The sequence below is a fragment of the Dyella sp. AtDHG13 genome (assembly GCF_003201105.1).
Lineage (GTDB): Bacteria > Pseudomonadota > Gammaproteobacteria > Xanthomonadales > Rhodanobacteraceae > Dyella > Dyella jiangningensis_B.
The window spans coordinates 26,333-52,533 of the sequence record NZ_QICJ01000009.1; the positions used below are offsets into that span (position 1 = coordinate 26,333).

Here is a 26,201-nt window from a genome sequence, read left to right on the forward strand (position 1 = left end):
GCCAGCGGGGAGCAACGGCCGTCCAGGCGCCTGCGCCAGGGGAGACGGCCCGATGAAGCGACTGGGCATGGGCCTGGTCGGCCCCGGCTTCATCGCCGCGCATCACCTCGATGCGGTCCGCCGCCTGGGGAATGTCGACATCGTCGGCATCGCCGGCTCCAGCCTCGACTCCGCCCGCAAGCGCGCACGCGAGCTGGGCGTGGAACGCGCCTATGCGAGCCATGCCGAACTGCTGGCCGACCCTGCCGTGCAAGTGGTGCACAACACCACGCCCAACCATCTGCACCGGGACATCTCGCTGGCCGCCCTGCGCGCCGGCAAGCACGTGATCTCGGACAAGCCGCTGGCCAGCAACACGCAGGAAAGCCGCGAACTGGCGGAAGCCGCGCGCGCAGCGGGCGTAGCGCACGTGGTCACCTTCAACTATCGCGGACATGCGCTGGTGCAGCAGGCGCGAGCCATGATCGCCAAGGGCAAGCTCGGCGCGCCGGTGTTCGTGCACGGCCGCTACCTGCAGGACTGGCTCACCGACCAGGACACCTACACGTGGCGCCTCGATCCCAAACGGGGCGGCGCGAGTTCCGCGCTGGGCGACATCGGTTCGCACTGGTGCGACCTTGCCGAGCACGTCACCGGCTCGCGCATCGTGGCGGTGCTTGCCGACCTGCACACCGTGGTTCCCGTGCGCCGCGCGCCGGCCGAATCCACCAAGGCGTTTGCCACGCGGGGCAAGAACGCACCGCGGCGCGAAGTCGCCATCACCAGCGAAGACCTGGCCAGCGTGCTGCTGCGTTTCGACAACGGCGCGCGCGGTTCCCTGATCGTCGGCCAGGTGCTGCCCGGCCACAAGAACGACCTGCGGCTGGAAGTGAATGGCCGCCTCGCCTCGGTGGCGTGGCAGCAGGAACAGCCCAACACGCTGTGGATCGGGCACCACGCGCAAGCCAATACGCTGCTGGAACGCGATCCGGCCCTGCTGGATGCCTCCGCGCGCGGCTACGCACACCTGCCGGCCGGACATCCGGAAGCCTGGGCCGACGCCTTCCGCAATCTCATCGCCGATGCCTACGCCTGGATACGCCGCGGCGGCACGCCGGAAACGCGCCCGCTCGCCCTGCCGACCTTCGAGGACGGCTACCGCAACAGCCTGGTGATCGACGCCATGCTGCGCAGCCATGCCGCGGGCGGCATCTGGCAGAACGTCGGCGACGACATCGAGCCACCACGCAAAAAGGGGAAACGGGGATGAAGTGGCGCCTTCGCTTGATGATGCTGTTCGAGTACGCCATCTGGGGCGCCTGGTACGTCACCGTCAGCACGTGGATGGGCAAGACGCTGCACTTCAGCGGCCAGGAGATCGGCGCGGTGGCGGGCACCACCGCCATCGGCGCGATGATCTCGCCGCTGTTCGTCGGCCTGCTGGCCGATCGCCTGTTCGATACGCGCGGCGTGCTGGCCGCGCTGCACGTTGTCGGCGCGGTGCTGCTGGTGGTCGCCGCGCAGCAGCATCTGTTCCCGGTGCTCTACACGGTGCTGCTGGTCTATAGCCTGTGCTACATGCCGACGCTGGCACTGACCACGTCGCTGGCGATGCGGCACATCAGCGATCCGCGCGAGGAGTTCGGCGCCATCCGCGTGTTCGGCACGCTGGGCTGGATCGTGGTTGGCCTGGCCGTGGGCGCCTGGGGCGTGGAGGCCACCGCCTCGCCGCTGCTGTTGGCCGCCGCGCTGTCGGTGGTCATGGCGGTGTACTGCCTCAGCCTGCCGCCCACGCCACCGCTGGCGCGCCACCAACGCTTCGAGCTGCGCCACGCGCTTCCGCTGGAATCGCTGCACCTGCTGCGCGACCGCTCGATGGCGGTGTTCGCCCTCGCCTCCTTCCTGATCTGCATTCCGCTGCAGTTCTACTACGCCTTCACCAACCTCTACCTCAACGAGATCGGCGTCGCCAACGCCGCCGGCAAGATGACCGGCGGGCAGATGTCGGAGCTGTTCTGCATGCTGCTCATCCCGTGGTTCTTCCGCCGCCTGGGCGTGAAGTACATGCTCGCCGTGGGCATGCTGGCGTGGGTGGTGCGCTATGCGATGTTCGCGCTCGGCGGCACCGGCCAACTGATGTGGATGCTGTGGCTCGGCATCGTCCTGCACGGCATCTGCTTCGACTTCTTCTTCGTCGTCGGCCAGATCTACATCGACCGCGAAGCCCCGCCCGCGCTGCGCGCGGCCACGCAGGGGCTGATCACCTTCCTCACCTACGGCCTGGGCATGTTCGTCGGCTCGTGGCTGTCGGGCTGGGTGGTGGACGCCAACTCGAGCACGGTCGCGCAAGGCGTGGTCGTGCACGACTGGCATGCCATCTGGCTGATCGCCGGCGGATGCGCGGCCGTGGTGCTGGTGCTGTTCGTACTGCTGTTCAAGGATCGCCGCGCCGAGGCCGGCAGCCCCGTCGCCACCACGGCGTAAGCCACCGTCCCCAACACATCCACCTGGACATCCGGGAGAAATATCCATGTTGACCCGCAGGCAGTTCCTGGCTCGATCCGCCCTGCTCGGCGGCGCCGCGTGGCTGGCCGCCGGCTCGCCCGGCAGGCTGTTCGCCGCCGCGGCGCAGAAGCCGCTCGGCATCCAGCTCTACATGGTGCTCAAGGCCTATCAGGACGAGCCGATGGGCACGCTCAAGACATTGAAGTCGATCGGCTACAGCGAGATCGAAGCCATCGTCACCACCACCGCGCAGACGCTGCGCGACCAGCTGAAGGAAGCGGGCCTGGCCTGCCCCAGCATGCACTTCGACAGCCTGGGCATCGACCCCGGCATCGAGGCGGCGCATGTGCTCGGCACGCAGTACATCGTCAGCAGCATGCTGCCGGAGATCATGGCGAAGATGAAAGGCGGCAAGGGCGAGGCCACCTACACGCTCGACGACGCCAAGCGCACCGCGGCCTACGCCAACCAGATCGGCGAAAAGGCGAAGCAGGCGGGCCTGCAGTACGCGTACCACAACCACCACAAGGAGTTCACCGAAGTCGGCCAGGGCCAGACGTACTACGACGTGCTGCTCAAGGAAACCGACCCGCAACTGGTGAAGTTCGAGCTCGACTGCGGCTGGGTGCACGCCGGCGGCAAGAATCCCGTCGATTATTTCAATGCCAATCCGGGCCGCATCCCGCTGATGCACGCCAAGGATTTCCTGCCCTCGCCCGCGCCCAACGAATATCCGGGCGCCGAACTGGGGCGCGGCACGGTGGACTACAAGCCGATCATGGCGGCGGCGGATCGCGCGGGGCTCAAGCACTGCTTCGTCGAGCAGGAAGGCCCCTTCAGCCGCGTGAGCCAGCTCGAAGCCGCGCGCATCGACTACGCCTACCTGCGGCCGCTGCGCTGAGCCGCGCCTTCCCCACTCACCGATAGCCTTGTTGCAAGGGATCATGATGGAAAAGAACACATACGACGCCATCGTCGTCGGCACCGGCGTCAGCGGCGGCTGGGCCGCCAAGGAACTGACCGAAAAAGGCCTGAAGACGCTGGTGCTCGATCGCGGCCGCATGGTGAAGCACGGCGACTACCCCACCGCCATGAAAGCGCCCTGGGAGCTGCCCTACGCCGACGAACCCACGCGCGAAGACGTGCTGCGCCACCCCAAGAGCACGCGGCCCTCGTTCTACGGCATCACGCAGTCCACCAAGCACTGGTTCGTCGATGACATCGACAACCCCTACGAGGAAACCAAGCCCTTCGACTGGTTCCGCGGCTATCACGTGGGCGGACGCTCGCTGATGTGGGGACGCCAAAGCTATCGCCTCAGCGAGATGGACCTGGAGGCGAACGCCAAGGAAGGCGTCGGCGTGGACTGGCCCATCCGCTATGTGGACCTGGCGCCGTGGTACGACTACGTGGAGAACTTCATCGGCGTGAGCGGCTCCATCGAACACCTGGCGCAGCTGCCCGACGGGCAGTTCCTGCCGCCGATGGAGCTGAACAGCGTGGAGAAGGAATTCGGCGGACGCCTTGCCGACAAGTTCAACCGCAAGCTGATCATCGGCCGCACCGCCAACCTGTCCGCGCCGCTCAAGCACGACCAAAGCCCGCAGCGCGCCACCTGCCAGTACCGCAACCTGTGCATGCGCGGCTGCCCCTTCGGCGGGTATTTCAGCAGCAACTCCTCGACGCTGCCCTCGGCCGAGCGCACCGGCAACATGACCATCGTGCCCAACGCCATCGTCTACGAGATGATCTACGACAACGCCAAGGGCAAAGCGACCGGCGTGCGCGTGCTCGATGCGGAAACGGGCAAGCAGACCGATTACTTCGCGCGCGTGATCTTCCTGTGCGCCTCGACCTTCGGCACCACGCACATCCTGCTCAATTCCACCTCCAGCCGTTTCCCCAACGGCTTCGGCAACGACAGCGGCGAACTCGGCCACAACGTCATGGACCACACCTTCGGCAGCGGCGTCACCGCCTCCGTCGACGGCCACGAGGACCGCTACTACACCGGTCGCCGCCCCAACGGCTTCTATATTCCGCGCTATCGCAACATCGGCTCGGACAAGCGCCCGTACCTGCGCGGCTTCGGTTTCCAGGGCAGCGCAAGCCGCCAGAGCTGGGCGCGGCTGGTGAACCAGCCCCTGCTCGGCGATGAGCTGAAGCAGGCGGCGGAAGAACCCGGCCCGTGGCGACTGGGCATGTCGGGCTTCGGCGAGATGCTGCCCTCGCACGACAACTACGTCACGCTGGACCGCAACCACAAGGACAAGTACGGCCTGCCGGTGCTCAATTTCCACGTGGAGCACAAGGAAAACGAGGTCCTCATGATGAAGGAGATCCTCGCCGATGCGATGGAGATGATGACGGCGGCCGGCTATCACGACGTGCGCACGTACCAGATCGAGGCGAACCCCGGCTCCGCCATCCACGAGATGGGCACGGCGCGCATGGGGCGCGACCCGAAAACCTCCGTGCTCAATGGCTGGAACCAGATGCACGCCTGCAAGAACGTGTTCATCACCGACGGTTCGTGCATGGCCTCGTCCGCCTGCCAGAACCCCTCGCTCACCTACATGGCGCTGACCGCACGCGCGGCCAATCACGCCGTGGAAGAACTCAAGCGCGGCAACATTTGAGGACACACCATGAATCGTCGCGAATGGTTGAAATGCGTTTCCGCACTGGCCGTGGGCGTGGTGGCCGCACCGTCGCTGCTGGCCGCCATCGATGCGCACGCGGCCGCGCAGGCATCGGGCTCCTCGGCGCGCTTCTTCACCGCGCCGCAGGGCGACCTGATCGCCGCGGTGGTGGACATCATCCTGCCCCGCAGCAAGACGCCCGGCGCGCTGGATGCCGGCGTCCCCGCCTTCATCGACCAGATGTTCAAGGACGTCTATACGAACAACGAGCAGCAGCGCTATCTCGCCTCGCTGGCGTTGTTCGACAAGGCCGGCGGCAAGCCCTTCCTGCAGCTGGACGAAGCGCGGCGCAAGGCGCTGGTGCGCAAGCTGCATGAAGAGGCGCTGGCCGATTCGCCGGACTCGGACAAGGTGTCCGCCGCCAACTTCGTCATGATGACCAAGAAACTCACCATGATGGGTTTCTTCCTGTCCGAACCCGGTTGCACGGAGGTGCTCCAGTACGCGGCCGTGCCCGGCAGTTACCATGCCGATGTCCCGCTGTCGAAGGCGGGCAATGGCAAGGCATGGGCCGTCGAAACGGTATTGACGCTTTGAAACGCGGTCCCTCGCGCAGATCAGGACACCAGCCATGAAAACACTCAAGGGGCCGGGCATCTTTCTCGCTCAGTACGCGGGTGACGAAGCACCGTTCAACACGCTGCCCGACATCGCCCGCTGGGCGTCCTCGCTGGGCTTCGTCGGCGTGCAGATTCCCTCCAACGACACGCGCCTGTTCGATCTCGCGCAGGCGGCCGCCAGCAAGACCTATTGCGACGACATCGCCGGCATGCTGGCGGAGCACGGCCTGGCGGTGACGGAGTTGTCCACCCATCTGCAAGGGCAACTGGTGGCCTCGCATCCCGCGTACGACCGCCTGTTCGACGGCTTCGCGCCACCGGCGCTGCGCGGCAACGTGCAGGCCCGCCAGGCCTGGGCGGTGGAGCAACTGAAACTGGCCGCCAAGGCGAGCAGGCACCTCGGCCTTACCGCGCACGCCACCTTCTCCGGCGCGCTGGCGTGGCATCTGTTCTATCCGTGGCCGCAGCGATCGGCGGGCCTGATCGACGAGGCATTCGCGGAGCTTGGCCGCCGCTGGCGTCCCATCCTCGATGCGTTCGACGAGGCCGGCGTGGATGTCTGTTTCGAGCTGCACCCTGGCGAAGACCTGCACGACGGCGCCACCTTCGAGCGCTTTCTCGACGTGGTCGACCATCACCCGCGCGCCAACATCCTGTACGACCCCAGCCACATGGTCCTGCAGCAGATGGACTATCTGGCCTTTATCGATCTCTACCACGAACGCATCCGCGCCTTTCACGTGAAGGATGCGGAGTTCCGCCCCAACGGGCGCGCGGGCGTCTACGGCGGCTATCAAAGCTGGGTAGACCGTCCCGGCCGCTTTCGCTCACTGGGTGACGGGCAGATCAACTTCGGCGCGGTGTTCAGCAAGTTCGCGCAGTACGACTATCCGGGCTGGGCCGTGCTGGAATGGGAGTGCGCGCTGAAAGATCCGCAGGTGGGCGCGCAGGAAGGCGCGGTATTCATCCGCGAGCACATCATCAAGGTCACCGGGCGCGCCTTCGACGATTTTGTCGCCACCCAGGCCGATAGCCATTTCAACCGCCAACTGCTGGGACTCGAATAACACATGCGCCCCTGCCCGCCTGCCCCGGAGTTGCCCAGGCCATGACCGACTCTTCCCTTGGCCTCAGTCGTCGTGCCGCACTGGGGCGCATCGCGTCCATCGCAACATTGGCCGCTACCTCACCGCTGGGTTTCGCCCATGCCGCGGCAGGCAATGGCAACAACGCAACAGCGGCGCCGGCCGCCGGACGCCTCAAACAATCGCTGAGCCGCTGGACGTCCAAGGCACCGCTGCCCGAGTTGTGCAAGCGACTCAAGGCGATCGGCTTTGGCGGCGTCGATCTGCTGTATACCGATGAGTGGTCGGTGGTCAGCGATCACGGGCTGGCGGTGTCGATGGGCTATCCCAGCCGTCGCGACAACTTCATCGCGATGGGCTTCAACGACCCGGCCAATCACGCCGTGCTGCTGAAGGAGCTGGAAACCACCATCCCGCTCGCGAAGCAGGCAGGCGTGAAGAACCTGATCACCATGTTCGGCAACCGCAAGGACGGCATCGACCGCCAGCAGGCCATCGACAACTGCGTGGCGGGCCTGTCGAAGATCGCGCCCTACGCTGCGGAAAACGGCATCACGCTCTGCGTGGAACTGCTGAACAGCAAAGTCGACCATCACGGCTACCAGGGCGACAGCACGGCGTTTGGCGTGGCGGTGATGAAGGGCATCGGCTCGCCCCACGTCAAGCTGCTGTACGACATCTATCACATGCAGATCATGGAGGGCGACGTGATCCGCACCATCCGCGACAACATCGCCTGGATCGGCCACTTCCACACCGGCGGCGTGCCCGGCCGCCACGAGATCGACGGCACGCAGGAACTCAACTACCACGCCATCGCCAAGGCGATTGCCGACCTCGACTACACCGGCTTCGTCGCACACGAATTCATGCCCGCGAGTTCCGATCCGTTCGCCTCCTTCGCGGACGCGGCCAGGATCTGCACGGTCTGAACATCCATCGGATACACCCATGACACAACGAATCAACGCCGCCATCCTGCTCGCGCTCGCCACCTCCGCCGCCTGGGCGCAGTCCGCCGAGCCCACCGATCCCAAGGCCACCGAGCAATGGGAGCCCGTGCCCAGGACGGTGACGCCCGGCAAGCAGGACAGCGCGCCGCCGTCGGATGCCATCGTGCTGTTCGACGGCCACGACCTCAGCCAGTGGGAAGCCTCCAAGGACCAGTCGCCAGCGCGCTGGAAGGTGCACGATGGCGTGGCGACGGTGGACAAGGCCACCGGCAACATCCAGACCAAGCGGCATTTCAGGAACTACCAGCTGCACCTGGAATGGCGCGTGCCCAAGGACATCACCGGCGAAGGCCAGGCGCGCGGCAACAGCGGCCTGTTCCTCGCCTCCACCGGGCCGGGCGACGAAGGCTACGAAATCCAGATCCTCGACTCGTACAACAACAAGACCTACGTCAACGGTCAGGCCGCCAGCATCTATAAGCAATCGCCGCCGCTGGTGAATGCGATGCGTCCGCCGGGCGAATGGCAGACCTACGACGTGGTGTGGACCGCGCCGGTGTTCGCCGCGGATGGCACGCTCAAGTCACCGGGCTACGTCACCCTGTTCCACAACGGCGTGCTGGTGCAGAACCACACCCAGCTCGCCGGCGAGACCTTCTACATCGGCAAGCCGAAGTACAAGCCGTATGCGGATGCGGCGATCAAGCTGCAGGCGCATGGCGATCCATCGGCGGCGATCAGCTTTCGTAACATCTGGGTGCGGCCGTTGGATTGAGTGGCTGGCTGCATGTCGGCTTAAAGCCGGTTCTAAATCCTGCGGGAGTGCACATTCCTCCTCACCGTCATCCCCGCGAAAGCGGGGATCCAGTGCCTTTAAGCCTTATCGCAGCGAGTAAAGTCGCTGGATCCCCGCTTTCGCGGGGATGACGGTGAGGGATATAAGCGTTCATACGAGATTTTGACCGAGTCCTCAGCCCCCGCAACACGAACGCCCCTGCCGCTGCATCGGCGGACATGGCACCGACCCATACGAGCAGAACACGCAGCAGTCGCCCGGCTTGGGCTTCAGCAGCGCGCCGCAAGCGGCGCATTCGTGAAAGAACACGCAGGCATCCGTCGGCATGACTTCCACGCTCAGGTGACCGCACTGCGGGCATGCCAGACGCGACTCCAGCATCAGCGTCCCGCCATCGATATTCGTCGCCATCCACGCGCCTCCTTACCGGGCCGCCATGATGGCGGAAATCCCTTCCGCCTTCACCGCGGCCGCGGCACTCACGATTCGACGCCAGCCTGCCACCGTCCGTGCGGGAAAAACCGTGCCGCAGGTGGCACCGCCAGTGCGCGGCGGCACATCCGGCAGCCACGACGCAGCGCTGATGAGGCTTTCACTGGGCTGACGCCATATCGCAAGTTCCAACGACCGGACACGTTACGCAAGCGCTGACGCAATGCCTGCCAATGGCTCGCCCGCCTTCGCTCCCATGCACGAAAAACCCCGAAATAACGCATGAAACAAGGCGATTGGACGTCCATATCGGCCCGTCTATATAGAACCTATTTCCGATGGCCAAGGACAGTCACGTGTAAGCGCGTCGCTTTCCGGCAGAGAGATAATCCACGGGTTGAAGGAAGCACACATTCAAAAACTTGCGCTTTTGCAGGGGTATTTCTGAAGAAGCCGACTGGCTACCCGATCACGGGAGGGATGCAGCCATGAGCCTTTGGTACGAAACGACCTTTCGACGCGTGTTGTTTCCCGCGTATGAATCCAAGCTGCGCCACCGCGACACCTTGCCGTGGCTCGATCGCTACGAGCAGGATCAGTGGCTGTCGCCCGAACAGGTGGCGCAATTGCAATGGACGCGCCTGAAACAATTGCTGGAGCACTGCCATCGTGAAGTGCCCTATTACCAGAAGCAGTGGCGCACGCTCGGCGTCACGCCGGATGACATCCGCAGCATGGAGGATTTCGCCCGGCTACCGCTGCTGACCAAGGCGGACATCCGCGCGCATTTCGACGACCTGAAAGCAGTGTCGATGCGCGATGAACTGCTCTACAAGGCCACCGGCGGCTCCACCGGCGAGCCGATGCGCTTTGGCTACACGCGCGAAAGCAACAGCCGTCGCCATGCCGTGATGTGGCGTGGCTACGGCTGGGCGGGCGCGCCGTTGGGCGCGCGCAGCCTGCTGCTGTGGGGTGCGGGCGTGGGCAACATGCCGTGGAGGCAGCGCGTGAAGGATCATCTCTACCACGCCGCGTTCTCCCGCCGCGTGATCAACAGCTTCCACATGACGGACGCGAACATGGCCGAGTACGCCGACGCCATCGACGATTTCCGGCCACGCGTGCTGCTCGGCTATACCGGACCGTTGATCCGCCTCGCGCAATGGCTGCTCGATACCGGCCGCCGCGTCCATCGGCCGGAATCGTTCATTTCCTGCGGCGAGGCACTGCACGAGTTCCAGCGCGAGATCGTGGAGCAGGCATTCGGCTGCCCTGCGTTCAATACCTACGGATGCCGCGAGTTCATGCTGGTGGCATCGGAATGCGAGCGGCACGAGGGCCTGCACGTCAACGCCGACCATCTGGTGGTGGAGCTGCCCAAGACCGCGGATGCGCCACCGGAAGGCGAAACCGGTGAGGTGGTGGTCACCGACCTTTCCAACTACGGCATGCCGTTCATCCGCTATGCCACCACCGACCTGGCCACGCCTGCGCACCACGCCTGCAGCTGCGGCCGCGGGCTGCCCTTGATCAAGCAGGTGGAAGGCCGCGTGCTCGACGCCATCCACACGCCGGATGGCCGCGTGCTGCCCGGCATGTTCTTTCCGTTCCTGTTCAAGGAAACCAAGGGCGTGAGCCGCTACCAGGTCGTGCAACGCCAACTGGATCGCCTGGATGTGTCCATCGTGCGCGGCCCTGCGTTCGACGACGATTCGCTGGCCTTTATCCAGCGCGAGATCCACAAGGTGCTGGGCGACAGCGTTGCGCTGCATTGCCATTTCGTGGACAGCATTCCACTGACCCGCAGCGGCAAGACACGGCTGACCGTTTCGGAACTCGGCGACCCGGTTGCCCACTGACGGGCCGACTAACGGATGCCGTTCTCCGAGGTTTGCGAATACAGGCCATCGCTGTAGGGAAACGGCGCGCCGCGCGAAATCCAGTCCTCGAACTGCGTGGCGGACATGGGCGGACCGATGTACCAGCCTTGCGCGCAATCGCAGCCTGCATCACGCAGGAAATTCCACTGCGCCTCCGTTTCCACGCCTTCGGCCAGCACGCGCATGTTCATGTTGCGCGCCATGGCGATAATGGTGGAGGTGAGCGTGACGGCCCTGGCGTCGTCCGGCAGGCCGATCAGAAAGCTGCGGTCGATCTTCAGCACTTGGATCGGGAAACGGTTGAGGTACGCCAGCGACGAATAGCCCGTGCCAAAGTCATCGATGGCGAAGCTCAAGCCTAGTGCCCTCAACCGGGAAAGCACGGACGACACCGCCGGCCCGTGCTGCAACAGGCTGCCCTCGGTGATCTCCAGTTCCAGCAGATGCGGCGGCAGGCCCGACGAACCCAGCGCGTCGGACACCTGCTCGAACAGGTTGAAACTGCCGAACTGCCGGGGCGAAAGATTCACCGCCATATGCAGCCCCGACCATCCGCGCCGTACCCACTGCGCGCCGCGATGACACGCCTCCTGCAATACCCAGTCGCCGATGGCACCGATCAGGCCGGCCTCTTCGGCATAAGGGATAAAGCGGTCGGGCGAAACCAGCCCGTAGGCATCGCTGCGCCAGCGCAGCAAGGCTTCGACGCCCACCACCCTGCCCGTGCGCAGGTCCACCTGCGGCTGGTAGAGCAGCAGGAACTGGTCGCGCTGCAGCGCGCGGCGCAGGCCTTCGCCGAGGTCGAGCAAGCCCTGGGCCTCGCTGGTCAGCGAGGTGTTGTAGAAGCGGAAACGCGCACGCCCCTCGCGCTTGGCCAGGCCCAGCGCGGCGTCGGCGTGCTTGAGCAGCGTGGCGCCGTCGTCGCCGTCGGCTGGCCAGGTGCTGATGCCGATGCTTGCGCTGACGAAGATGGTCCTACCCTGCCACGCAAAGCCCTTGCCGACCAGGCGCAGCATGCGCTCGGCGGCCGCCGTGATGGTCGCGGTTTCCAGCGTTCCCACCAGGGCGACCGCCAGGGTGTCGCCGCCCAGGCGCGCCACCGTGTGCGCCTGCTCGATGCCCAGCAGACGCTCGGCCATGTCCTTGATCAACTGGTCGCCCACCTCGTGGCCGACGCTCTCGTTCACGCGCTTGAAGTGGTCCAGGCCGATCAGGAACAGCGCCAGCCGGGCGCCCTCCTTGTGCCGGATCGCCTGGTCGATGCGGTCGATGAGCAGCGCGCGGTTGGGCAGGCGCGTCAGCGGATCGTGATAGACGAGAAAGCCCAGGTCCCGGGTGCGCCGCTCCACCGCGCGCCGCAGGGTAAACACCCAGATGGCGAGCGCAATGCCCGCCGCGCCTGCCACGGCCAGCGCATAGGCGAAAAGCTGCGTGTACGGCGTGAAGTTGACCGGATGGCCCATCCACTTGCGCCGCAGCTCGTCGCGCTCCTCGCGGGTGATGAGCCGCATGCCGTTGTCCACCAGCGCCAGCGTCGCGGCATCGCCCTTGCGCACGCCGCGATGGAACTGGCCCGAGTAGAACTCGAAGACGCGCTTGAACTCGGTGTCGGCGCCGTTCTTGTACAGGTAGTAATTGGCGGGATAGTCATCCATGCACAAAATGCGGACATCCCGCTTGTGCACCGCCTCGATCATTTCGTTGTAGCCGCGATACAGCTTGATCGCGGAGATGCCATGCTCCTTGAGATGCTCGACGCAGGCGTCGCCGCGCTCCACGCCCACCTCGAAGCCGCGCAGCGCGTCGACATCGTCGATGCCGGATATGGTCGTATCGACATAGATGCCGACCGAGACCTTGGCATAGGGCGCGGAGAAATCGTAGAGCGGCGCTCTTTCGGGCGTCTGGAACAGCATTTCGATGACGTCCGCCTGGCCGTCCAGCAGCATGCTCTGGGCGTTGGCCCAATCGGTCGGCACCAGCTCCACGTGAACGCCGGTTTTCTTCTCCCACAGCTTCCACTCGTCCACCAGGTAGCCGCGGGGCTGATGATCCGGCCCGATGAATAGGTACGGCGGGTAGTTGTCGTCGCTGACCACGCGCAGCGATGCCGGCGCCGCGTGCGCGAACGCAACCGCCATGACCGCCAACACGAGCGCCACCGTCGCTTTAAGCACTCTTCCCCCCGCTTCACTATGGCATTCGCCTGCATCGGCGGACGCTGCCACGCCGAAGCTAATCCCTTGTGCCGTGAATGCCGCATGTAGAAGCGACGGGCAAGGCAAGACCCGGCGCGCTTCCCGACACGTCCACAGCGTATCGGCGGCGTTCGGCGATCATTGAGCGGAAACGCGCAGGCCGGCGAATACGGCGCCGTGAATGCGCAAAGAAAAGCCCCGCCCTGGCGGGGGCGGGGCCGGTCGGTGCAGCGTGGCCCTGCTTACGGCAGGGCCAGCCCATGCATCACGCCAGGTCGAAGCGGTCGAGGTTCATCACCTTTACCCAGGCGGCGACGAAGTCGCGGACAAACTTGTCCTGCCCGTCCGTGCTGGCGTACACCTCGGACAGGGCACGCAGCTGCGCGTTCGCGCCGAACACCAGGTCCACGCGCGTGGCCGTCCACTTCTTCTTGCCGGTCTTGCGGTCCACGCCTTCGAACGTCTCGCGCGAGGTGGGCTTCCACTCCGTGCCCATGTCGAGCAGGTTGCGGAAGAAGTCGTTGGTCAGCGTTTCCGGCTTGTCGGTGAGCACGCCGTGCGTTTGCTTGCCGGCGTTCGCATTGAGCACGCGCAGGCCGCCGACGAGCACCGTCATCTCGGGCGCGGTGAGGGTGAGCAGCTGCGCCTTGTCCACCAGCAGCACTTCGCCCGGAACGCTGAAATCGTTCTTGAGGAAGTTGCGGAAGCCATCGGCCAGCGGCTCCAGCATGCCGATGGATTCCACGTCGGTCTGCTCCTGCGTGGCGTCCATGCGGCCCGGTGAGAACGGCACGGTGATGTTGTGGCCGGCATTCTTCGCCGCCTGTTCGATGCCCGCGCTACCGGCCAGCACGATGAGATCCGCCAGCGAAATCTTCTTGCCGCCGGACGCCGAGGCGTTGAAGTCGCCCTGGATGCCTTCGAGCACCTTGAGCGTTTTGGCGAGTTCCTCGGGATCGTTGGCCTTCCAGTCCTTCTGCGGCGCAAGGCGGATGCGCGCGCCATTGGCGCCGCCACGCTTGTCACCGCCACGGAAAGTGGATGCGGAAGCCCAGGCCGTCTTCACCAGCTGGCCCACCGAAAGGCCCGAGGCGAGGATCTTCTGCTTGAGCGCGGCCACGTCCTTGTCGTCGACCAGGGCATGATCGACCGCCGGAATCGGGTCCTGCCAGATCAGCTCTTCCTTCGGCACTTCCGGGCCGAGATAGCGCGCGCGCGGGCCCATGTCGCGATGGGTCAGCTTGAACCATGCACGGGCAAACGCGTCGGCGAACTTGTCCGGATGCTCAAGGAAGTCGCGCGAGATCTTCTCGAAGCCCGGATCGAAGCGCAGCGAGAGATCGGTGGTGAGCATGGTCGGCCGCAGTTTCTTCGAGGGGTCGAAGGCGTGCGGAATCGTCGCCTCGCCACCCTTGGCCACCCACTGGTGGGCGCCGGCCGGGCTCTTGGTCAGCTCCCACTCGTTGTTGAACAGGTTCTGGAAGAAACCCATGCCCCACTTGGTGGGCGTGCTGGTCCAGGTCACTTCCAGGCCGCTGGTGATGGTGTCGGCGCCGACGCCGGTGCCGAACGTGCTCTTCCAGCCCAGGCCCTGGAACTCGATGTTGGCGCCTTCAGGCTCCGGCCCCACGTGCGTGGCCGGGCCCGCGCCGTGCGTCTTGCCGAAGGTGTGGCCACCGGCGATCAGCGCCACGGTTTCCTCGTCGCTCATCGCCATGCGGCCGAAGGTGTCGCGGATGTCCTTGGCCGCGGCGAGCGGATCGGGATGCCCGTCCGGGCCTTCCGGGTTCACGTAGATCAGGCCCATCTGCACGGCGGCCAGCGGGTTCTCCAGGTTGCGCCCGCCGTCGGTGCGGCTGGTCTCGGTGCCGTGCAATTCCTTCTCGGCCACCAGCACGCCTTCCTTCTCGTGGCCGGGCGTGCCCTTGCCGTAGCGGATGTCGCCGCCCAGCCAGGTGGTTTCCTTGCCCCAGTACACGTCCAGGTCCGGCTCCCAGGTGTCTTCGCGGCCGCCGCCGAAACCGAAGGTCTTGAAGCCCATGGTTTCCAGCGCGACGTTGCCGGCGAGGATCATCAGGTCAGCCCAGGAAATCTTCTGGCCGTACTTCTGCTTGATCGGCCACAGCAGGCGGCGCGCCTTGTCCAGGCTCACGTTGTCGGGCCAGCTGTTCAGCGGCGCGAAGCGCTGCTGTCCGCGGCCGCCACCGCCGCGGCCGTCGCCGACGCGGTAGGTGCCGGCGCTATGCCAGGCCATGCGGATGAACAGGCCGCCGTAGTGGCCGAAGTCCGCGGGCCACCAGTCCTGCGAATCGGTCATCAACGCGGCGAGGTCTTTCTTCAGCGCGGCGTAGTCGAGGCTCTTGAACGCCTTGGCGTAATCGAAGTTCTGGTCCAGCGGGTTGGTACGGTCGGAGTGCTGAGCGAGCAGGTCCAACCTCAGCTGGTTGGGCCACCAGTCGCGGTTGGTCGTACCGCTGCCGGCGGCGTGGGGAAACGGGCACTTTGCTTCGTTGGACATGCGCTTTCTCCTTGGGAGAGTGATCCACTACAGGTACGACGATGGTTGGGGCATTCCTTGGCGCCGCGGCGTTGCCGCCGGGCGATCTGCGCGCGACCGCTGCCGCGATGCGCCGCGTGCGGGCACCGGTGAGGCGTGGGTCGAATTCGATGGCGGTGTCGTGGCGTGCATGGGCCCATGTGCCTCGCATCGACAAGCTCTTCCTTGGGGACTCTACGCAAGGGCCATGGGCAAGAGAATTCGATTCTTGCAATGCCAGTGATAGGCGCCGGCTATGGCATCGCGTGCTTTCTCGCCCTGTCGCTTTCCCCGGCAGCGAGTTCTTATCGAAGGCTTCACGATACGAACACGCGCGCTCGACAGACCGCAGGTTCTACGGCAAGCGCGGTGAAGGCGACGTGGTGCGACGCTGCGCGTTTCTGCGACGCACGCAGCGTCTCAGTCGTCGTACGTCTTCCAGTTCCACTGGCGCGTGGCCAGGTCGAACTCGCCATCGCGGATGATCGTGTGCTCGCCTTCCGGATCGACCACGACGTGGGCGCTGATCGAGCTGGCGCGCACCGACAGGCTGATGAAGTCGCCTTCGAGCACGGAACCGGCCAGCTCCATGCGCGCTCCTTTCGGCAACTCGAAGCCCACGTACTCGCCCTCGCCCAGGTCGTGGTGGCGCAGTCGGTCCGCATCGATGCCGTCGCCGTTGTAGGTCGCCTCGATGGTCGAACCCACCGGCACACGTACGCCGGCTACCTCGAAGTTCTCCGCCAGCACGCCCTTGGTGACGGCCAGCTCGCCATGGCGCGTGCGGTAGATCGACGCTTCCTGGCCGGCGGCCAGCGGATAGCCCGCGACAAGCTGGTTCCTGGCCAGGATGCATTTGGGCCCACCGTAGTAGTCGAACTCGCCCTTGGCACACTGCACGCCAAGCGCGGACCAGTCGCGCGGGGCATCGCCGAACACCTCGACGTCCCCGGGGCGATCCACGTCGAAGGCGAGGCTTGCCCTGGTTCCTGCCGGCAGCACGAGATCACCGATGGCGTGATCGGCCGCGAGCGTGCAATCGACGGAGTCCTTCGAGCTGTCCACCCTGTGGCTGAACTTGCCGGCGGCGCACGGCACGCCGCGAATCTCCGCCACCCTGCTCAGCACGCCTTCGGACAGGTAACGGACCGGCTTGTCGTATCCGGCCACGTCGATGCTGAAATCGCCGTGTACAGGCAGGCCCAGCAGCATGGTTTCCACCGGCAGCGTGCCGGTGGACACAGTGTGCGGCTCCCAGGTCGTCAGGACGACGGTGGCTCCTGCGGGAAACTGCAGGCCGTCGTAGACCTTGGGCTCCGACAGGTGGTGCGTGTAGTGCTGCCTCAGCGCGTCAGCGTAGGCCTGCTCGATATCGCCGTGATTGAACAGCAGCATCAGCTGCAGCAGCACGAACGCGACACAGATCGGCAAACCGTAGCGCCAGAAGCGGCTGCGGCGAATGGAACGCTTGATGCCCAGCAGGGCCAGGATGATCGTCACCGGAACGGCGATCAACAGGGCCAGCAGGGTGAAGGCGACCAGGTCGGAGAAAGAAAGTGGCACCACGAGGCGAACTCCTTGGCGATGAACCGCATCCGTGCAACGCGTCAGGCGGAACTCACACCATGACGCAGGCCCAGCATAGCAAGCCGGCCGAATGCCTTCGCAAGCGTAGTGGTGTGCGCCTTAGCGGGAACGAACCGGCGAGCCTGGAGCGCCCAGTCAAATCCAAGCGGCGACAGTCGCGCTACTCGCGGCGCGCGCGCGGCTTTCGCGTGCGCTTGCCGGGGTTGGCGGCCGATGGCGTGTCCTTGGCGGCGAACGGCGCGCTGCCGTTCAACTGCTCGATCCACGACAGGTCATCGACATAGGCCAGGAAGTGCTGCAGATAACCCGGCGACAGTTCGCGCATCAGGCCGATGGCGCGATGCACGAGCGCGCGCGAATTGAGTGGGCCGGCGTTCTCCGGCGCATCTTCCATCGATTGCCGCAGCTGGCTTTCCGTGCGCACCGCGGACCAGATCCTGCGGAACTCGCCCAGCAGTTCCATCTCGGGCTGCGCCGCCTGCGCGTCCGGCTTGTCGCTGCGCGATGCCGCCATGCGGGCGAGTTGGTCGATCAGCTCGGCAAACGGGCCTCGCACAGTCTCGGCGTCCGCACGATCCTTGTCGTTCTCCGCCGTGAAACGCTTGACGTCGGCGGCATAGGCGTCGAGCAAGGCATCCAGGCGCAGGTCCAGCAGGCGGCGCGCTTCGCCATCGAGCTGGGCGGCGCGCTTTTCCAGCGCATCCATGAAATGGAAGCGAACAGGATCGAGCCGATCGGCCCGGCTTTCCCGCCAGGCATCGAGCGTCGCGCGCGCGCTGGACACCGCCTCAGTCATGGGATGCCGTGGCGGTGTTCGAAGGACGCGGCACGGGCGCGATTTCCACGCGGCGATTCTTCGCGCGGCCGTTCTCGCTGGTGTTGGCGCTGATCGGCTGCTGCTCGCCGAACGCGGCGGCGAACACCGAGGAGGCGGGCACGCCTTCGGTGATCAGCGTGCGGGTGACGGTGAGCGCGCGTTCCGCGGACAGCTCCCAGTTGTCGGCAAAGTGGCGGTTGCCGTCGCGCACCTGCTGGTCGTCGGTGAAGCCGCTGACCATCAGGATCTCGTCGCGCGACGTCAGGTAGTCCGTCAGCGGGCCGGCCAGGCTCTTCAGCAGTTCGCGGCCTTCCGGCTGCAACTGATCGGAGTTGAGCGCGAACAGCACGTTGCCGCGGATGCCGATGCGCCCGTCCACCAGGGTCACGCGGCCGGCCGCCAGCGGCGCGGCCAGCGCCTGCTCCAGCGTCTTGCGGCGCTGTGCCTCGGCCTGGTGCTGCTTCATTTCCTCGTCGAGCCGATGGGAGAGCTGCAGCTGCACGCCGATCACGCCGACCAGGATCAGCACGAAGACGCCCAGCAGCACCGACATCAGGTCGCCAAAGGCGGCCCAGATCGGTGCGCCCGATTCGCCTTCGACCTCGATCTCGTCGCTCATGCGTTTTCAGTCCCGGCCGACGCGCGCTGGTCCGCGATCTGGCGCAGGTCTTCGATCACCTGCTTCTGCGACAGCATGCTCAGGTCGACCACTTCCCTCGCCTGCGCCACGTAGTACGCGAGCTGTTCGTCGCTGCGCGACAGCGTCTTGTCGAGCGCGTCGGCGATATGCTGCAGGCGTTCCATCAGTGCTTCGTTCGACTGGCCGTACAGATGTACCGCCGCGCCGAAGGCCTCGCCCAGGCTGGCCACTTCCGCCGCGCTGCCGGTGACCTGCGCGGCCACCGCGCCGAGCTTGCCGGTTTCCGCCTGGATGTGATCGGTGAAGCGCGTGCCGACGCGGTCGAGCAGATCGGCCGAGGTGGACACCAGCGCATCGACCGCTTCGCGCTGCTCCGTCGAAGCATGGTTCACCGCATCGAGCAGGGTTTCCAGCGTGGCGAGCAGGCGGCTGCGTTCTTCCAGCATCGCGGTATCGCGCACCATGCTGTCGGAAAGCTTCTGGCGCAGCTCGGCGACGACCTCGGCGGCGGCCTTGAGCGCCTCCGAGGCGGCCTGCACCAGGCGGGAAATTTCCGCGATGGTTTCGCTGGCGTGCGACTGCGCCTGCGCGGTGATGTCGCTGGCGGTCCTGGCCAGGGTGTCGCAGATATCCTGCTGCCGGCGCGCGGTCTGCTCGCCCACCTGTTCCCACTGCTGGCCCAGCGTGCGGGTGATCGCGCCGAAGGACTCGCTCCACGCGGCCAGGCGCTGCTCGTCACGCGATTCGAGCGTGGCCTGCAGCGCCGCGTGCGATTCGCGCACGCTGCCGGCGAACGTGCTTGCATGCGTCTCGAACGTGGCTGCCGCGGCGGCCAGTGCCTGCTGGTTGCGCGCGGCAAGCTCGTCGTTGACGGCGGCCTGCTGCGAGAGCGCATTGCTCCACGCATTCGCCACGCTGTCCGCGGTGATGTCCAGGCGCCCCGCCAAGCCATCCAGCAGCGCTGCGGAGCGCTGCTCGAAGGTGTCGGTGAAATGGGTCAGCGAACCGCGCAGATCCTCGGCGGCGGCCGCGCTGGCCTGGCGATGTTCGGCCAGCGCCTGGTTCCAGATCTCGGACACGGTGGTGGTGGCGTGGGCGAAGCCGGAGGTGAGGCCTTCGAGCTGCTGCTGCACCGCCTGCGTCACCACGCCGTGCAGCGACGCGGTTTCGCGCGCCAGCCCCGCCATGGTGGCCTCGACCACCGGCCGCAGCGTGGCGCTGGACGCACGCGCGCTCTCGGCCACGCTGTCCTTCAGCGACTGCTCCACCGATGCGGCGAGATGCGTATAGGCCGCTTCGGCGCGCGCGTGGAAAGCCTCGTGGCTGGCCAGCTGCTGCTCGTTGGCGGCCAGGCCTTGCTGCAGCATGGCGGTGGCGGCGCGCGCGCTTTCGGCCACGCTTTCCTTCAGCGACTGCTGCACGGAGGCCGCGAGGTGCGTGTACGCGGCTTCGGTACGCGCGTGGAACGCTTCCTGGCCGGCGAGCTGCCGCTCGCTCATCTGGGCGCCGTGTTGCTCCAGCGCCAGCATCATCGCCTGCAGGCGATCGACCAGTGCCGGCATCAAGGCCGTCTGCTGCTGCAGGAGCTTGAAGGATTCCTCGCGCTGGTGCGCCTGCGAGTGCACGCGCAGGCCGGTGGCGATCGTCGCATCCAGCCGCTGCGTGGCCTGCAGGCGCTCGCGACGGCACAGCGCGGACAAGAGGCCGAGCATGGCCGACGTCGCCACGCCCGCGATGGAGGTGCCGAACGCGAAGCCCAGGCCCTTGACCGGCGCGGCGAGCGAGCCGCGGATGGCTTGCAGGTCGCTCGCGCTTTCCAGCGCCAGGCCGGTGCCGCGCAAGGTGGCCATCATGCCCAGCAGCGTGCCCAGCATGCCCAGCAGCACCAACAGGCCGACCAGGTACGGCGTCATCGCCGGTGCGGGCATGGCCACGCGCTCGCCTTCCACGCGCAGGCGCACGGCGTTGCGCAGGCTGGGATGCAGGCGGGCCAGCCACTCGCCCAGGCCGTTCGGCGCCGTGGCGGTATCCGACAGCGCCTGCGCCAGCGTGGCGGTGGCCTGCCGATAGCGGTGCAGCTCCAGCGCGCCGGCCACGTAACACGCGCCGATCACCACGGCGACGGCCGCACCCAGCGGGTTGGAACCGATATAGCCCACGCCGACCCAGCACACCGCGGCAAGACCCACCGCGAACACAGCGAGATTAAGCAGATTCTTCAACGTGACTTCTCTGTTGGCGGGTGCGAAGGGCTGCGAGCAGGCCTTCGACCGGTTGAAAACGAACATCCAGTTCGGCGAGCAACACGCTCTGCATGTCCTTGCGGAAACCTTCGAGCCAGCCGGCAGGCGACGCGGCGCGCAGCCGCTCGAAATGCTCCCCCAGCAGCGCCGGCACCGCCGCCAGCAGCATCTGCTCACGGGGACTCAGCGCCAGTTCCATCACCGCATCCACCTCGGCCAGCCGGGCCATGTCCACCGACTGGCGCGCCAGCATGTCGCGCAGGCGGCCGCGCAGGTGCCCGGTGCCGGCCTGCATGCGCCGTTGCAGGGTGAGATAGCGCTGGCGGAACACGGTGTATTCGATGGCCGCGTCGTCCTCGGCGGGCGTCGCCGGCGCCAGCACGGGATCGCTGGCGACGGCCTGGGCCAGCGAGGCGCGCAGGCGGGCGCATTCTTCCTCGTCCTCGCTGCCGAACGACGGGCCCTCCGGGTCATGGGCGGGCCGGCCATCCAGCGCCGTGGACAGGGCGAGCGCATGCGCCCAGTCGAGCCACTGGCTCAACCGGTCCGGCAGGGTCTGCCTGGAGGCGGGTACGTCCGCGTCCGTGAGGCGGGCGAGCAAACGGATGAACGTGGGGCCACGAACCGCCGTCCGCTGAAGGGCTTGCACCATGCGTCTGGCTTGGGGAAAAGAGGCCAATTCTACACGTTGATGACAGCGGCTGCCCCTCTTGCCACCCAAGGCGGCGTGTACCCGGGCGGTACGGGATTGACAATCGCCCGTATCGCCGCTACCGCCCGGCCCGGTTCACATGAAGGCAGGCTTGTCGCCGTCCGTCCCCGGCTTGTTCACGCCAACGCGATTTCCTGCTGGAGCAGCGCGACGCGTGGACGAACGCGCCACGCTGACGCCGCCTCAGGAAACGGCGGCGCGCGCTTGAACGCCCTGCCTTGCCAGCTCCATGCACACCGCCGCCGTGTGGTCGTCGGCCGGAAACGCGCATTCGATGCGCACTTCGTCCAGCGTCACGTTGCGCGGCGTGGCGAAGGTCGTGATGGTCTCGAAGAAACTCAGCTCGCCCCGCGGGCTGCGGAAGGTCATGGTGAGGATGGACGAGGGCGCGCTGGTGACGTCGCGCTGGCGCCAGGCGTGGGGCACGTCCGGATAGCGCAGCACCTCGTCCAGCAGCGCCTGCGCCTTCTCGTCCTTCGGCGAGGCGGCGATTTCCATGTGCAGATGGTGCAGGAACTTCGCCGCCACCTCTTCCCAGTTCACGATGGCCGCACGGATGTCCCTGGGATCGAACACCTGGCGCAGGATGTTGTCGTGCAGCGGTGGGCGGCCGCCCATCACCAGCTGGTTGATGCGCACGGCGGCGTCGTTGATCTTCAGCACGTCCCAATGGCGGTTCACCACGAAGGCGGGATACGGCTCCTGCTGCGCGACGATCAGATCGATCGCGCGCCGCATCATCTGCAGCGAGGGCGCATCCAGCGCCGTCTCCGGATACTGCGGCGCGTAACCGGCGGCGATCATCAGCGCATTGCGTTCGCGCAGCGGCATGCCCAGCACATCGGCCAGCCGCGCCAGCAGGCCGCGGCTGGCCTGGGCCTTGCCGGTTTCGATGCAGCTGAGGTGCCGCGGCGAGATATCCGCCTGCAGCGCCAGCTCGAACTGGCTGTAGCGCAAGCGCGCGCGCCACTCGCGCAGCAGTCTTCTGATCGGTGGATGGGACATGGCAACCCGCTGGCAGGGAATGGGGACGAGGCATGCGACCTAGGGATGCTCTGATCTATTCAACGCGGGTGGCATGATGTCCCCAACGCTCGCAGGATGTGGGGCGGGACGCGGCCCAGGCTGGTTGCCTGGGCAAGTCGCGCACCGCGGCCTGCGGGCGTTGGGGACGTCACCCGCAGGGCCGGTTCTGTGTGCCCGCCGTTGCGCGCCGCGCTGTCTCGACAGGCCACCAGCCTGCCTTCGCCAACGCAACACGCAGCGACAGGCACACAGAACCGGTGACACCCACGTTGAATAGATCAGAGCATCCCGTCCACCATGCACCCAAAACCGCCGGCGCGCCCGTGCCGTCAGTCAAGGTTCGCCGCCCGGGCTACGGCGCTGCGCTCGAACAGGGCGAACCGCCCTGTCGGATCGCATGGAATTCGATGGACAGGCCCAGGTCGTCCTGCGTGGGCGCAAGGAAGGATTCGCCGGACAGCCCCGGATAGGTGGTCAGCGCGCGCTCGTAGCCGCGCTCCACCCAGCGCTGGGCACGACCGAGATCGGCCACGCCCAGGCTCAGGCCGAGAATGCGCGGGCCGCCGCTCGCCATCACCTGCTGCGCGATGCCCGTGCCGTCGGGCTGCAGCGCCAGCAAGGCCGTCGGCCCCACCGGCACGCAGAAACCCTTGGCGCCCAGCGCGGGCAGCTTCACCGGCACGGCGTGGCCGAAGCCCATCTTCTCCAACTCGCGGCGGTCGGCCTCCGCATCGCCCGACACCAGCCAGATCGAGGAGAGCTCGCGCGCGCCGTTGGGGTGTTCGCGGGTGACGCGATAGTCGTCCGCGTTGCCGGGCTCGAACTGGTCGGGCGCGTAATCGGCGGCATAGTCGATGAAGAAGGTGTTGCTCGACAGCGGCGCGCGATCGAACGCGAACAGGCGCCAGCCGGGCTTCGCGCTGTCCGGCCCGGAGAAGAACGGCGTAACGGCGTAGTGCAGCCCCTGCAGCGCCTGATGCAGCGTGTCGAGCGACGAGGTGCGGAAACCGAAGGTGCGCGAACCCGGCCCGCCCTTCAATGCCTGCTGGTCCTGTTTCATGCCCGGATCGAAGGTGGGATCGGGCCGGGTGATGCCGAGCAATTCGATAAAGCTGCTGTCGGAGAAGCGGATATAGCGGTTGGCCACGCCGCCGGGATCACGCCCCGGCCGCACCTGGAAGCCCAGCTTGACCGACATGACGGAGGTGACCTGATCGATCCCGCGTCCCCAGAGCAGGATGTGGTCGAGCCGCGTGATGGCGGGCGGCGTAGGCGCCGTGGTCGCGGCCTGCGCAACACCCAGGCACAGCAGCCATGCCGAAACATAGGAGAGCAGACGCATGCGTATCCTCATGAGGTGATGGAAAGCCATGTAGCCCGGATGAAGCGCAGCGGAATCCGGGGGCGCCGCAAGAATGCGCAGGCCGCCAGGGACGATCAATGACCTGCGAGGTCATGAAGCCCAACGGCCACCCGTCCGGTCCAGGGCGATACCGCACCCGCCCTAGCCTTGCGAGCCGCCGGTGGTGTTAAGTAGCGCCCCTGTCCCCTTGCCCGCCGGAGCGCTCATGTCCCGTGTCACCGCCGTTTCCACATCTGCGCCGCGTCGCGGGTTGCCGCGCCTTGCCCTCGCCGTCGCCCTGGCGCTCGCGGCCGGCGGCGCCCTGGCGCAGCAGGCTTATTCGGACAACGTGCCACCTCCGCAGGACATCAAGTACCCCGGCACGGTCACGCTGCACGTGGATGCCAGCGACACGCAGCAGGGCATCTTCCGCGTGCGCGAAACCCTGCCGGTCAAGTCCGGTGCGCTGACCCTGCTCTACCCGCAGTGGATTCCCGGCGACCACTCGCCCACCGGCCCGATCAACCTGCTGGCCGGCCTCAAGCTCACCGCCAACGGCAAGCCGCTGGCATGGAAGCGCGACAAGTACAACGTGTATGCCTTCCACGTGGAAGTTCCCGAAGGCGTGGTGTCCATCGAAGCGGAGTTCCAGTACCTCTCCGGCCGCACCGACGACGAAGGCTTCGAGATCACCGACCGCATGATGGACATGGAGTGGAGCAAGGTCTCGCTCTACCCCGCCGGCTACTACACGCGCGGCATCACCTTCGCGCCCAGCATGACGCTGCCGCACGGCTGGCAGCTCGGTACCGCGCTGGAAACCGCCTCGCAGTCGGGCGATACCGTCAGCTTCAAGCCGGTGACGTTCAACAACCTGGTCGATTCGCCGGTCTATGCGGGCCAGTACTTCAAGCGCGTGGACCTGAACCCGGGCGGCGATGCGCCGGTGTACCTGGACGTGGTCGCGGATGCGCCGAAGTACCTGGAGATCTCGCCGGAACAACTGAAGGTGCATCGCGCCCTGGTGACGCAGGCCACCAAGCTGTTCGGCTCGCACCACTACGACCACTACGACTTCCTGTTCTCGCTGTCGGACCAGCTGGGCGGCAACGGCACCGAGCATCACCAGTCCAGCGAAAACGGCCTGGCCGCCGATTACTTCACCGCGTGGAATGACGCAGCGCCCGATCGCGACCTGCTGCCGCACGAATACACCCACTCGTGGAACGGCAAGTTCCGCCGTCCCGCCGACCTGTGGACGCCCAACTTCAACGTGCCCATGGGCGACTCGCTGCTGTGGGTCTACGAGGGGCAGACGCAGTACTGGGGCTACGTGCTCACCGCGCGTTCGGGCATGTGGTCGCCGCAGCAGTTCCGCGATGCGCTGGCGATGACGGCGGCCAACTACGACCGCAACCGCCTGGGCTTCCAGTGGCGCACGCTGGAGGACACCACCAACGACCCCACCGCGGCCCGACGTTCCAGCCTGCCTTACCGCAGCTGGCAGATGAGCGAGGAGTACTACAGCGGCGGCCAGATGATGTGGCTGGAAGTGGATGCCAAGCTGCGCGCGCTCACCCACGACAAGAAGTCGCTGGACGATTTCGCGCGCGCCTTCTTCGGCGTGGACAACGGCAGCTACGTCACCAAGACCTATACCTTCGACGACGTGGTGGCGGCGCTCAACGGCGTGGCGCCCTACGACTGGGCTGGCTTCCTGCACGGCCACGTCGACGTGCTCAACCCGCCCCTGCTCGATGGCCTGGCCGCCACCGGCTGGAAGCTGGTCTACACCGACAAGGCCAGCGAATTCGAGCAGCAGTACAACAGCCGCGCGCAGCCGTCGCGCCACCTGTACAACTACACGTGGTCCATTGGCCTGACCATGAACGACAAGGGCCAGGTCAACGACGTGCGCTGGGGCGGTCCCGCGTTCAAGGCCGGCGTCAGCACGGGCGCGACGCTGGTGGCGGTGAACGGCCAGGACTATTCCAAGGACGTGCTGACCGACGCGATTGCCGCCGCCAAGAACACCAAGGCGCCGATCCAGCTGCTGCTGAAGTACCAGGGTTCCGTGCGCACGGTGGCGGTCGACTACCACGACGGCCTGCAGTATCCGCACCTGGTGCGCGTGGAAGGCACGCCGGACTATCTCAGCGAGATCATCGCGCCGCGCAAGTAAGCGGCTTCGACCTGTATCGCGCTCGG

Annotated in this window: 20 protein-coding genes; 10 read left to right on the plus strand and 10 right to left on the minus strand. The window is 66.5% G+C overall.

Annotation, left to right across the window (positions count from 1 at the left end):
- Positions 1-52: 52 nt before the first annotated feature.
- From BDW41_RS15180 to BDW41_RS15215, 8 genes are read left to right on the plus strand one after another with little or no spacing between them, the layout of a single operon-like run.
- Positions 53-1,249, plus strand: coding sequence for a Gfo/Idh/MocA family oxidoreductase (locus tag BDW41_RS15180; RefSeq protein WP_074549774.1), 1,197 nt, complete (start codon positions 53-55; stop codon positions 1,247-1,249).
- Positions 1,246-2,463 carry an MFS transporter gene (locus tag BDW41_RS15185; RefSeq protein ID WP_074549776.1) on the plus strand — a complete coding sequence of 406 codons (1,218 nt, stop codon included), beginning with the start codon at positions 1,246-1,248 and terminating at the stop codon, positions 2,461-2,463. Before BDW41_RS15180 ends, BDW41_RS15185 begins: the two co-directional genes overlap by 4 nt.
- Before the next feature lie 46 nt (positions 2,464-2,509).
- Positions 2,510-3,385, plus strand: a complete 876-nt coding sequence (locus tag BDW41_RS15190) for a sugar phosphate isomerase/epimerase (RefSeq protein ID WP_074549778.1) — start codon at positions 2,510-2,512, stop codon at positions 3,383-3,385.
- 46 nt (positions 3,386-3,431) lie between these two features.
- A complete protein-coding gene (locus BDW41_RS15195) occupies positions 3,432-5,123 on the plus strand; it encodes a GMC family oxidoreductase (RefSeq protein ID WP_074549780.1) in 1,692 nt (563 codons plus the stop codon).
- Positions 5,124-5,132: 9 nt separating this feature from the next.
- Positions 5,133-5,723 carry a gluconate 2-dehydrogenase subunit 3 family protein gene (locus BDW41_RS15200; protein ID WP_074549782.1) on the plus strand — a complete coding sequence of 197 codons (591 nt, stop codon included), beginning with the start codon at positions 5,133-5,135 and terminating at the stop codon, positions 5,721-5,723.
- A 34-nt stretch (positions 5,724-5,757) separates the two neighbouring features.
- The gene (locus tag BDW41_RS15205) at positions 5,758-6,813 is read left to right on the plus strand and encodes a sugar phosphate isomerase/epimerase (protein ID WP_074549784.1); all 1,056 of its coding nucleotides are present in this window, start codon (positions 5,758-5,760) and stop codon (positions 6,811-6,813) included.
- 41 nt (positions 6,814-6,854) lie between these two features.
- Positions 6,855-7,763 (plus strand): TIM barrel protein, encoded by a 909-nt coding sequence (locus BDW41_RS15210; RefSeq protein ID WP_074549786.1) that lies wholly within the window; start codon positions 6,855-6,857, stop codon positions 7,761-7,763.
- Between the two features lie 19 nt (positions 7,764-7,782).
- Complete coding sequence (locus tag BDW41_RS15215; RefSeq protein WP_074549788.1) at positions 7,783-8,559, plus strand: DUF1080 domain-containing protein; 777 nt, start codon at positions 7,783-7,785, stop codon at positions 8,557-8,559.
- A gap of 195 nt (positions 8,560-8,754) precedes the next feature.
- On the opposite strand, the gene BDW41_RS15220 is transcribed toward BDW41_RS15215, so the two are convergent.
- Positions 8,755-8,991: a GDCCVxC domain-containing (seleno)protein gene (locus tag BDW41_RS15220; protein ID WP_233496892.1), complete on the minus strand. Its 237-nt coding sequence runs from the start codon at positions 8,989-8,991 to the stop codon at positions 8,755-8,757.
- Positions 8,992-9,500: 509 nt separating this feature from the next.
- Between BDW41_RS15220 and BDW41_RS15225 the strand changes: the two genes are divergently transcribed.
- The gene (locus tag BDW41_RS15225; protein WP_074549790.1) at positions 9,501-10,871 is read left to right on the plus strand and encodes a phenylacetate--CoA ligase family protein; all 1,371 of its coding nucleotides are present in this window, start codon (positions 9,501-9,503) and stop codon (positions 10,869-10,871) included.
- A gap of 8 nt (positions 10,872-10,879) precedes the next feature.
- On the opposite strand, the gene BDW41_RS15230 is transcribed toward BDW41_RS15225, so the two are convergent.
- The 9 genes from BDW41_RS15230 to BDW41_RS15270 form a co-directional block, all read right to left on the minus strand.
- Positions 10,880-13,033 (minus strand): EAL domain-containing protein, encoded by a 2,154-nt coding sequence (locus BDW41_RS15230; RefSeq protein WP_074550060.1) that lies wholly within the window; start codon positions 13,031-13,033, stop codon positions 10,880-10,882.
- 322 nt (positions 13,034-13,355) lie between these two features.
- Complete coding sequence (katG, locus tag BDW41_RS15235) at positions 13,356-15,608, minus strand: catalase/peroxidase HPI (protein ID WP_074549792.1); 2,253 nt, start codon at positions 15,606-15,608, stop codon at positions 13,356-13,358.
- A 438-nt stretch (positions 15,609-16,046) separates the two neighbouring features.
- Positions 16,047-17,192 (minus strand): hypothetical protein, encoded by a 1,146-nt coding sequence (locus BDW41_RS15240; protein WP_074549794.1) that lies wholly within the window; start codon positions 17,190-17,192, stop codon positions 16,047-16,049.
- Positions 17,193-17,373: 181 nt separating this feature from the next.
- Positions 17,374-18,009 carry a DUF2894 domain-containing protein gene (locus tag BDW41_RS15245; protein WP_074549796.1) on the minus strand — a complete coding sequence of 212 codons (636 nt, stop codon included), beginning with the start codon at positions 18,007-18,009 and terminating at the stop codon, positions 17,374-17,376.
- A complete protein-coding gene (locus tag BDW41_RS15250) occupies positions 18,002-18,649 on the minus strand; it encodes an OmpA family protein (protein ID WP_074549798.1) in 648 nt (215 codons plus the stop codon). Before BDW41_RS15250 ends, BDW41_RS15245 begins: the two co-directional genes overlap by 8 nt.
- Entirely contained in the window at positions 18,646-20,892 is a 2,247-nt protein-coding gene (locus BDW41_RS15255) for a DUF802 domain-containing protein (RefSeq protein ID WP_074549800.1), read from the minus strand. The genes BDW41_RS15250 and BDW41_RS15255 overlap by 4 nt, the downstream gene beginning before the upstream one ends.
- Positions 20,876-21,565, minus strand: coding sequence for a DUF3348 domain-containing protein (locus BDW41_RS15260; protein ID WP_074549802.1), 690 nt, complete (start codon positions 21,563-21,565; stop codon positions 20,876-20,878). The genes BDW41_RS15255 and BDW41_RS15260 overlap by 17 nt, the downstream gene beginning before the upstream one ends.
- Before the next feature lie 243 nt (positions 21,566-21,808).
- Positions 21,809-22,630, minus strand: coding sequence for a helix-turn-helix domain-containing protein (locus BDW41_RS15265; protein ID WP_074549805.1), 822 nt, complete (start codon positions 22,628-22,630; stop codon positions 21,809-21,811).
- Positions 22,631-23,003: 373 nt separating this feature from the next.
- Complete coding sequence (locus BDW41_RS15270; protein ID WP_074549807.1) at positions 23,004-23,993, minus strand: VOC family protein; 990 nt, start codon at positions 23,991-23,993, stop codon at positions 23,004-23,006.
- 226 nt (positions 23,994-24,219) lie between these two features.
- Here BDW41_RS15270 and BDW41_RS15275 point away from each other — a divergent pair, with 226 nt between their 5' ends.
- A complete protein-coding gene (locus BDW41_RS15275; protein WP_074549809.1) occupies positions 24,220-26,175 on the plus strand; it encodes a M61 family metallopeptidase in 1,956 nt (651 codons plus the stop codon).
- Positions 26,176-26,201: the final 26 nt, after the last annotated feature.

Excerpts from the sequence above, each read along its gene's own strand:
- BDW41_RS15180 (WP_074549774.1), top strand. The coding sequence starts at position 53 with ATGAAGCGACTGGGCATGGGCCTGGTCGGCCCCGGCTTCATCGCCGCG.
- BDW41_RS15185 (WP_074549776.1), top strand. The coding sequence starts at position 1,246 with ATGAAGTGGCGCCTTCGCTTGATGATGCTGTTCGAGTACGCCATCTGG.
- BDW41_RS15190 (WP_074549778.1), top strand. The coding sequence starts at position 2,510 with ATGTTGACCCGCAGGCAGTTCCTGGCTCGATCCGCCCTGCTCGGCGGC.
- BDW41_RS15195 (WP_074549780.1), top strand. The coding sequence starts at position 3,432 with ATGGAAAAGAACACATACGACGCCATCGTCGTCGGCACCGGCGTCAGC.
- BDW41_RS15200 (WP_074549782.1), top strand. The coding sequence starts at position 5,133 with ATGAATCGTCGCGAATGGTTGAAATGCGTTTCCGCACTGGCCGTGGGC.
- BDW41_RS15205 (WP_074549784.1), top strand. The coding sequence starts at position 5,758 with ATGAAAACACTCAAGGGGCCGGGCATCTTTCTCGCTCAGTACGCGGGT.
- BDW41_RS15210 (WP_074549786.1), top strand. The coding sequence starts at position 6,855 with ATGACCGACTCTTCCCTTGGCCTCAGTCGTCGTGCCGCACTGGGGCGC.
- BDW41_RS15215 (WP_074549788.1), top strand. The coding sequence starts at position 7,783 with ATGACACAACGAATCAACGCCGCCATCCTGCTCGCGCTCGCCACCTCC.
- BDW41_RS15220 (WP_233496892.1), bottom strand. The coding sequence starts at position 8,991 with ATGGCGACGAATATCGATGGCGGGACGCTGATGCTGGAGTCGCGTCTG.
- BDW41_RS15225 (WP_074549790.1), top strand. The coding sequence starts at position 9,501 with ATGAGCCTTTGGTACGAAACGACCTTTCGACGCGTGTTGTTTCCCGCG.
- BDW41_RS15230 (WP_074550060.1), bottom strand. The coding sequence starts at position 13,033 with ATGGCGGTTGCGTTCGCGCACGCGGCGCCGGCATCGCTGCGCGTGGTC.
- katG (WP_074549792.1), bottom strand. The coding sequence starts at position 15,608 with ATGTCCAACGAAGCAAAGTGCCCGTTTCCCCACGCCGCCGGCAGCGGT.
- BDW41_RS15245 (WP_074549796.1), bottom strand. The coding sequence starts at position 18,009 with ATGACTGAGGCGGTGTCCAGCGCGCGCGCGACGCTCGATGCCTGGCGG.
- BDW41_RS15250 (WP_074549798.1), bottom strand. The coding sequence starts at position 18,649 with ATGAGCGACGAGATCGAGGTCGAAGGCGAATCGGGCGCACCGATCTGG.
- BDW41_RS15260 (WP_074549802.1), bottom strand. The coding sequence starts at position 21,565 with ATGGTGCAAGCCCTTCAGCGGACGGCGGTTCGTGGCCCCACGTTCATC.
- BDW41_RS15265 (WP_074549805.1), bottom strand. The coding sequence starts at position 22,630 with ATGTCCCATCCACCGATCAGAAGACTGCTGCGCGAGTGGCGCGCGCGC.
- BDW41_RS15270 (WP_074549807.1), bottom strand. The coding sequence starts at position 23,993 with ATGCGTCTGCTCTCCTATGTTTCGGCATGGCTGCTGTGCCTGGGTGTT.
- BDW41_RS15275 (WP_074549809.1), top strand. The coding sequence starts at position 24,220 with ATGTCCCGTGTCACCGCCGTTTCCACATCTGCGCCGCGTCGCGGGTTG.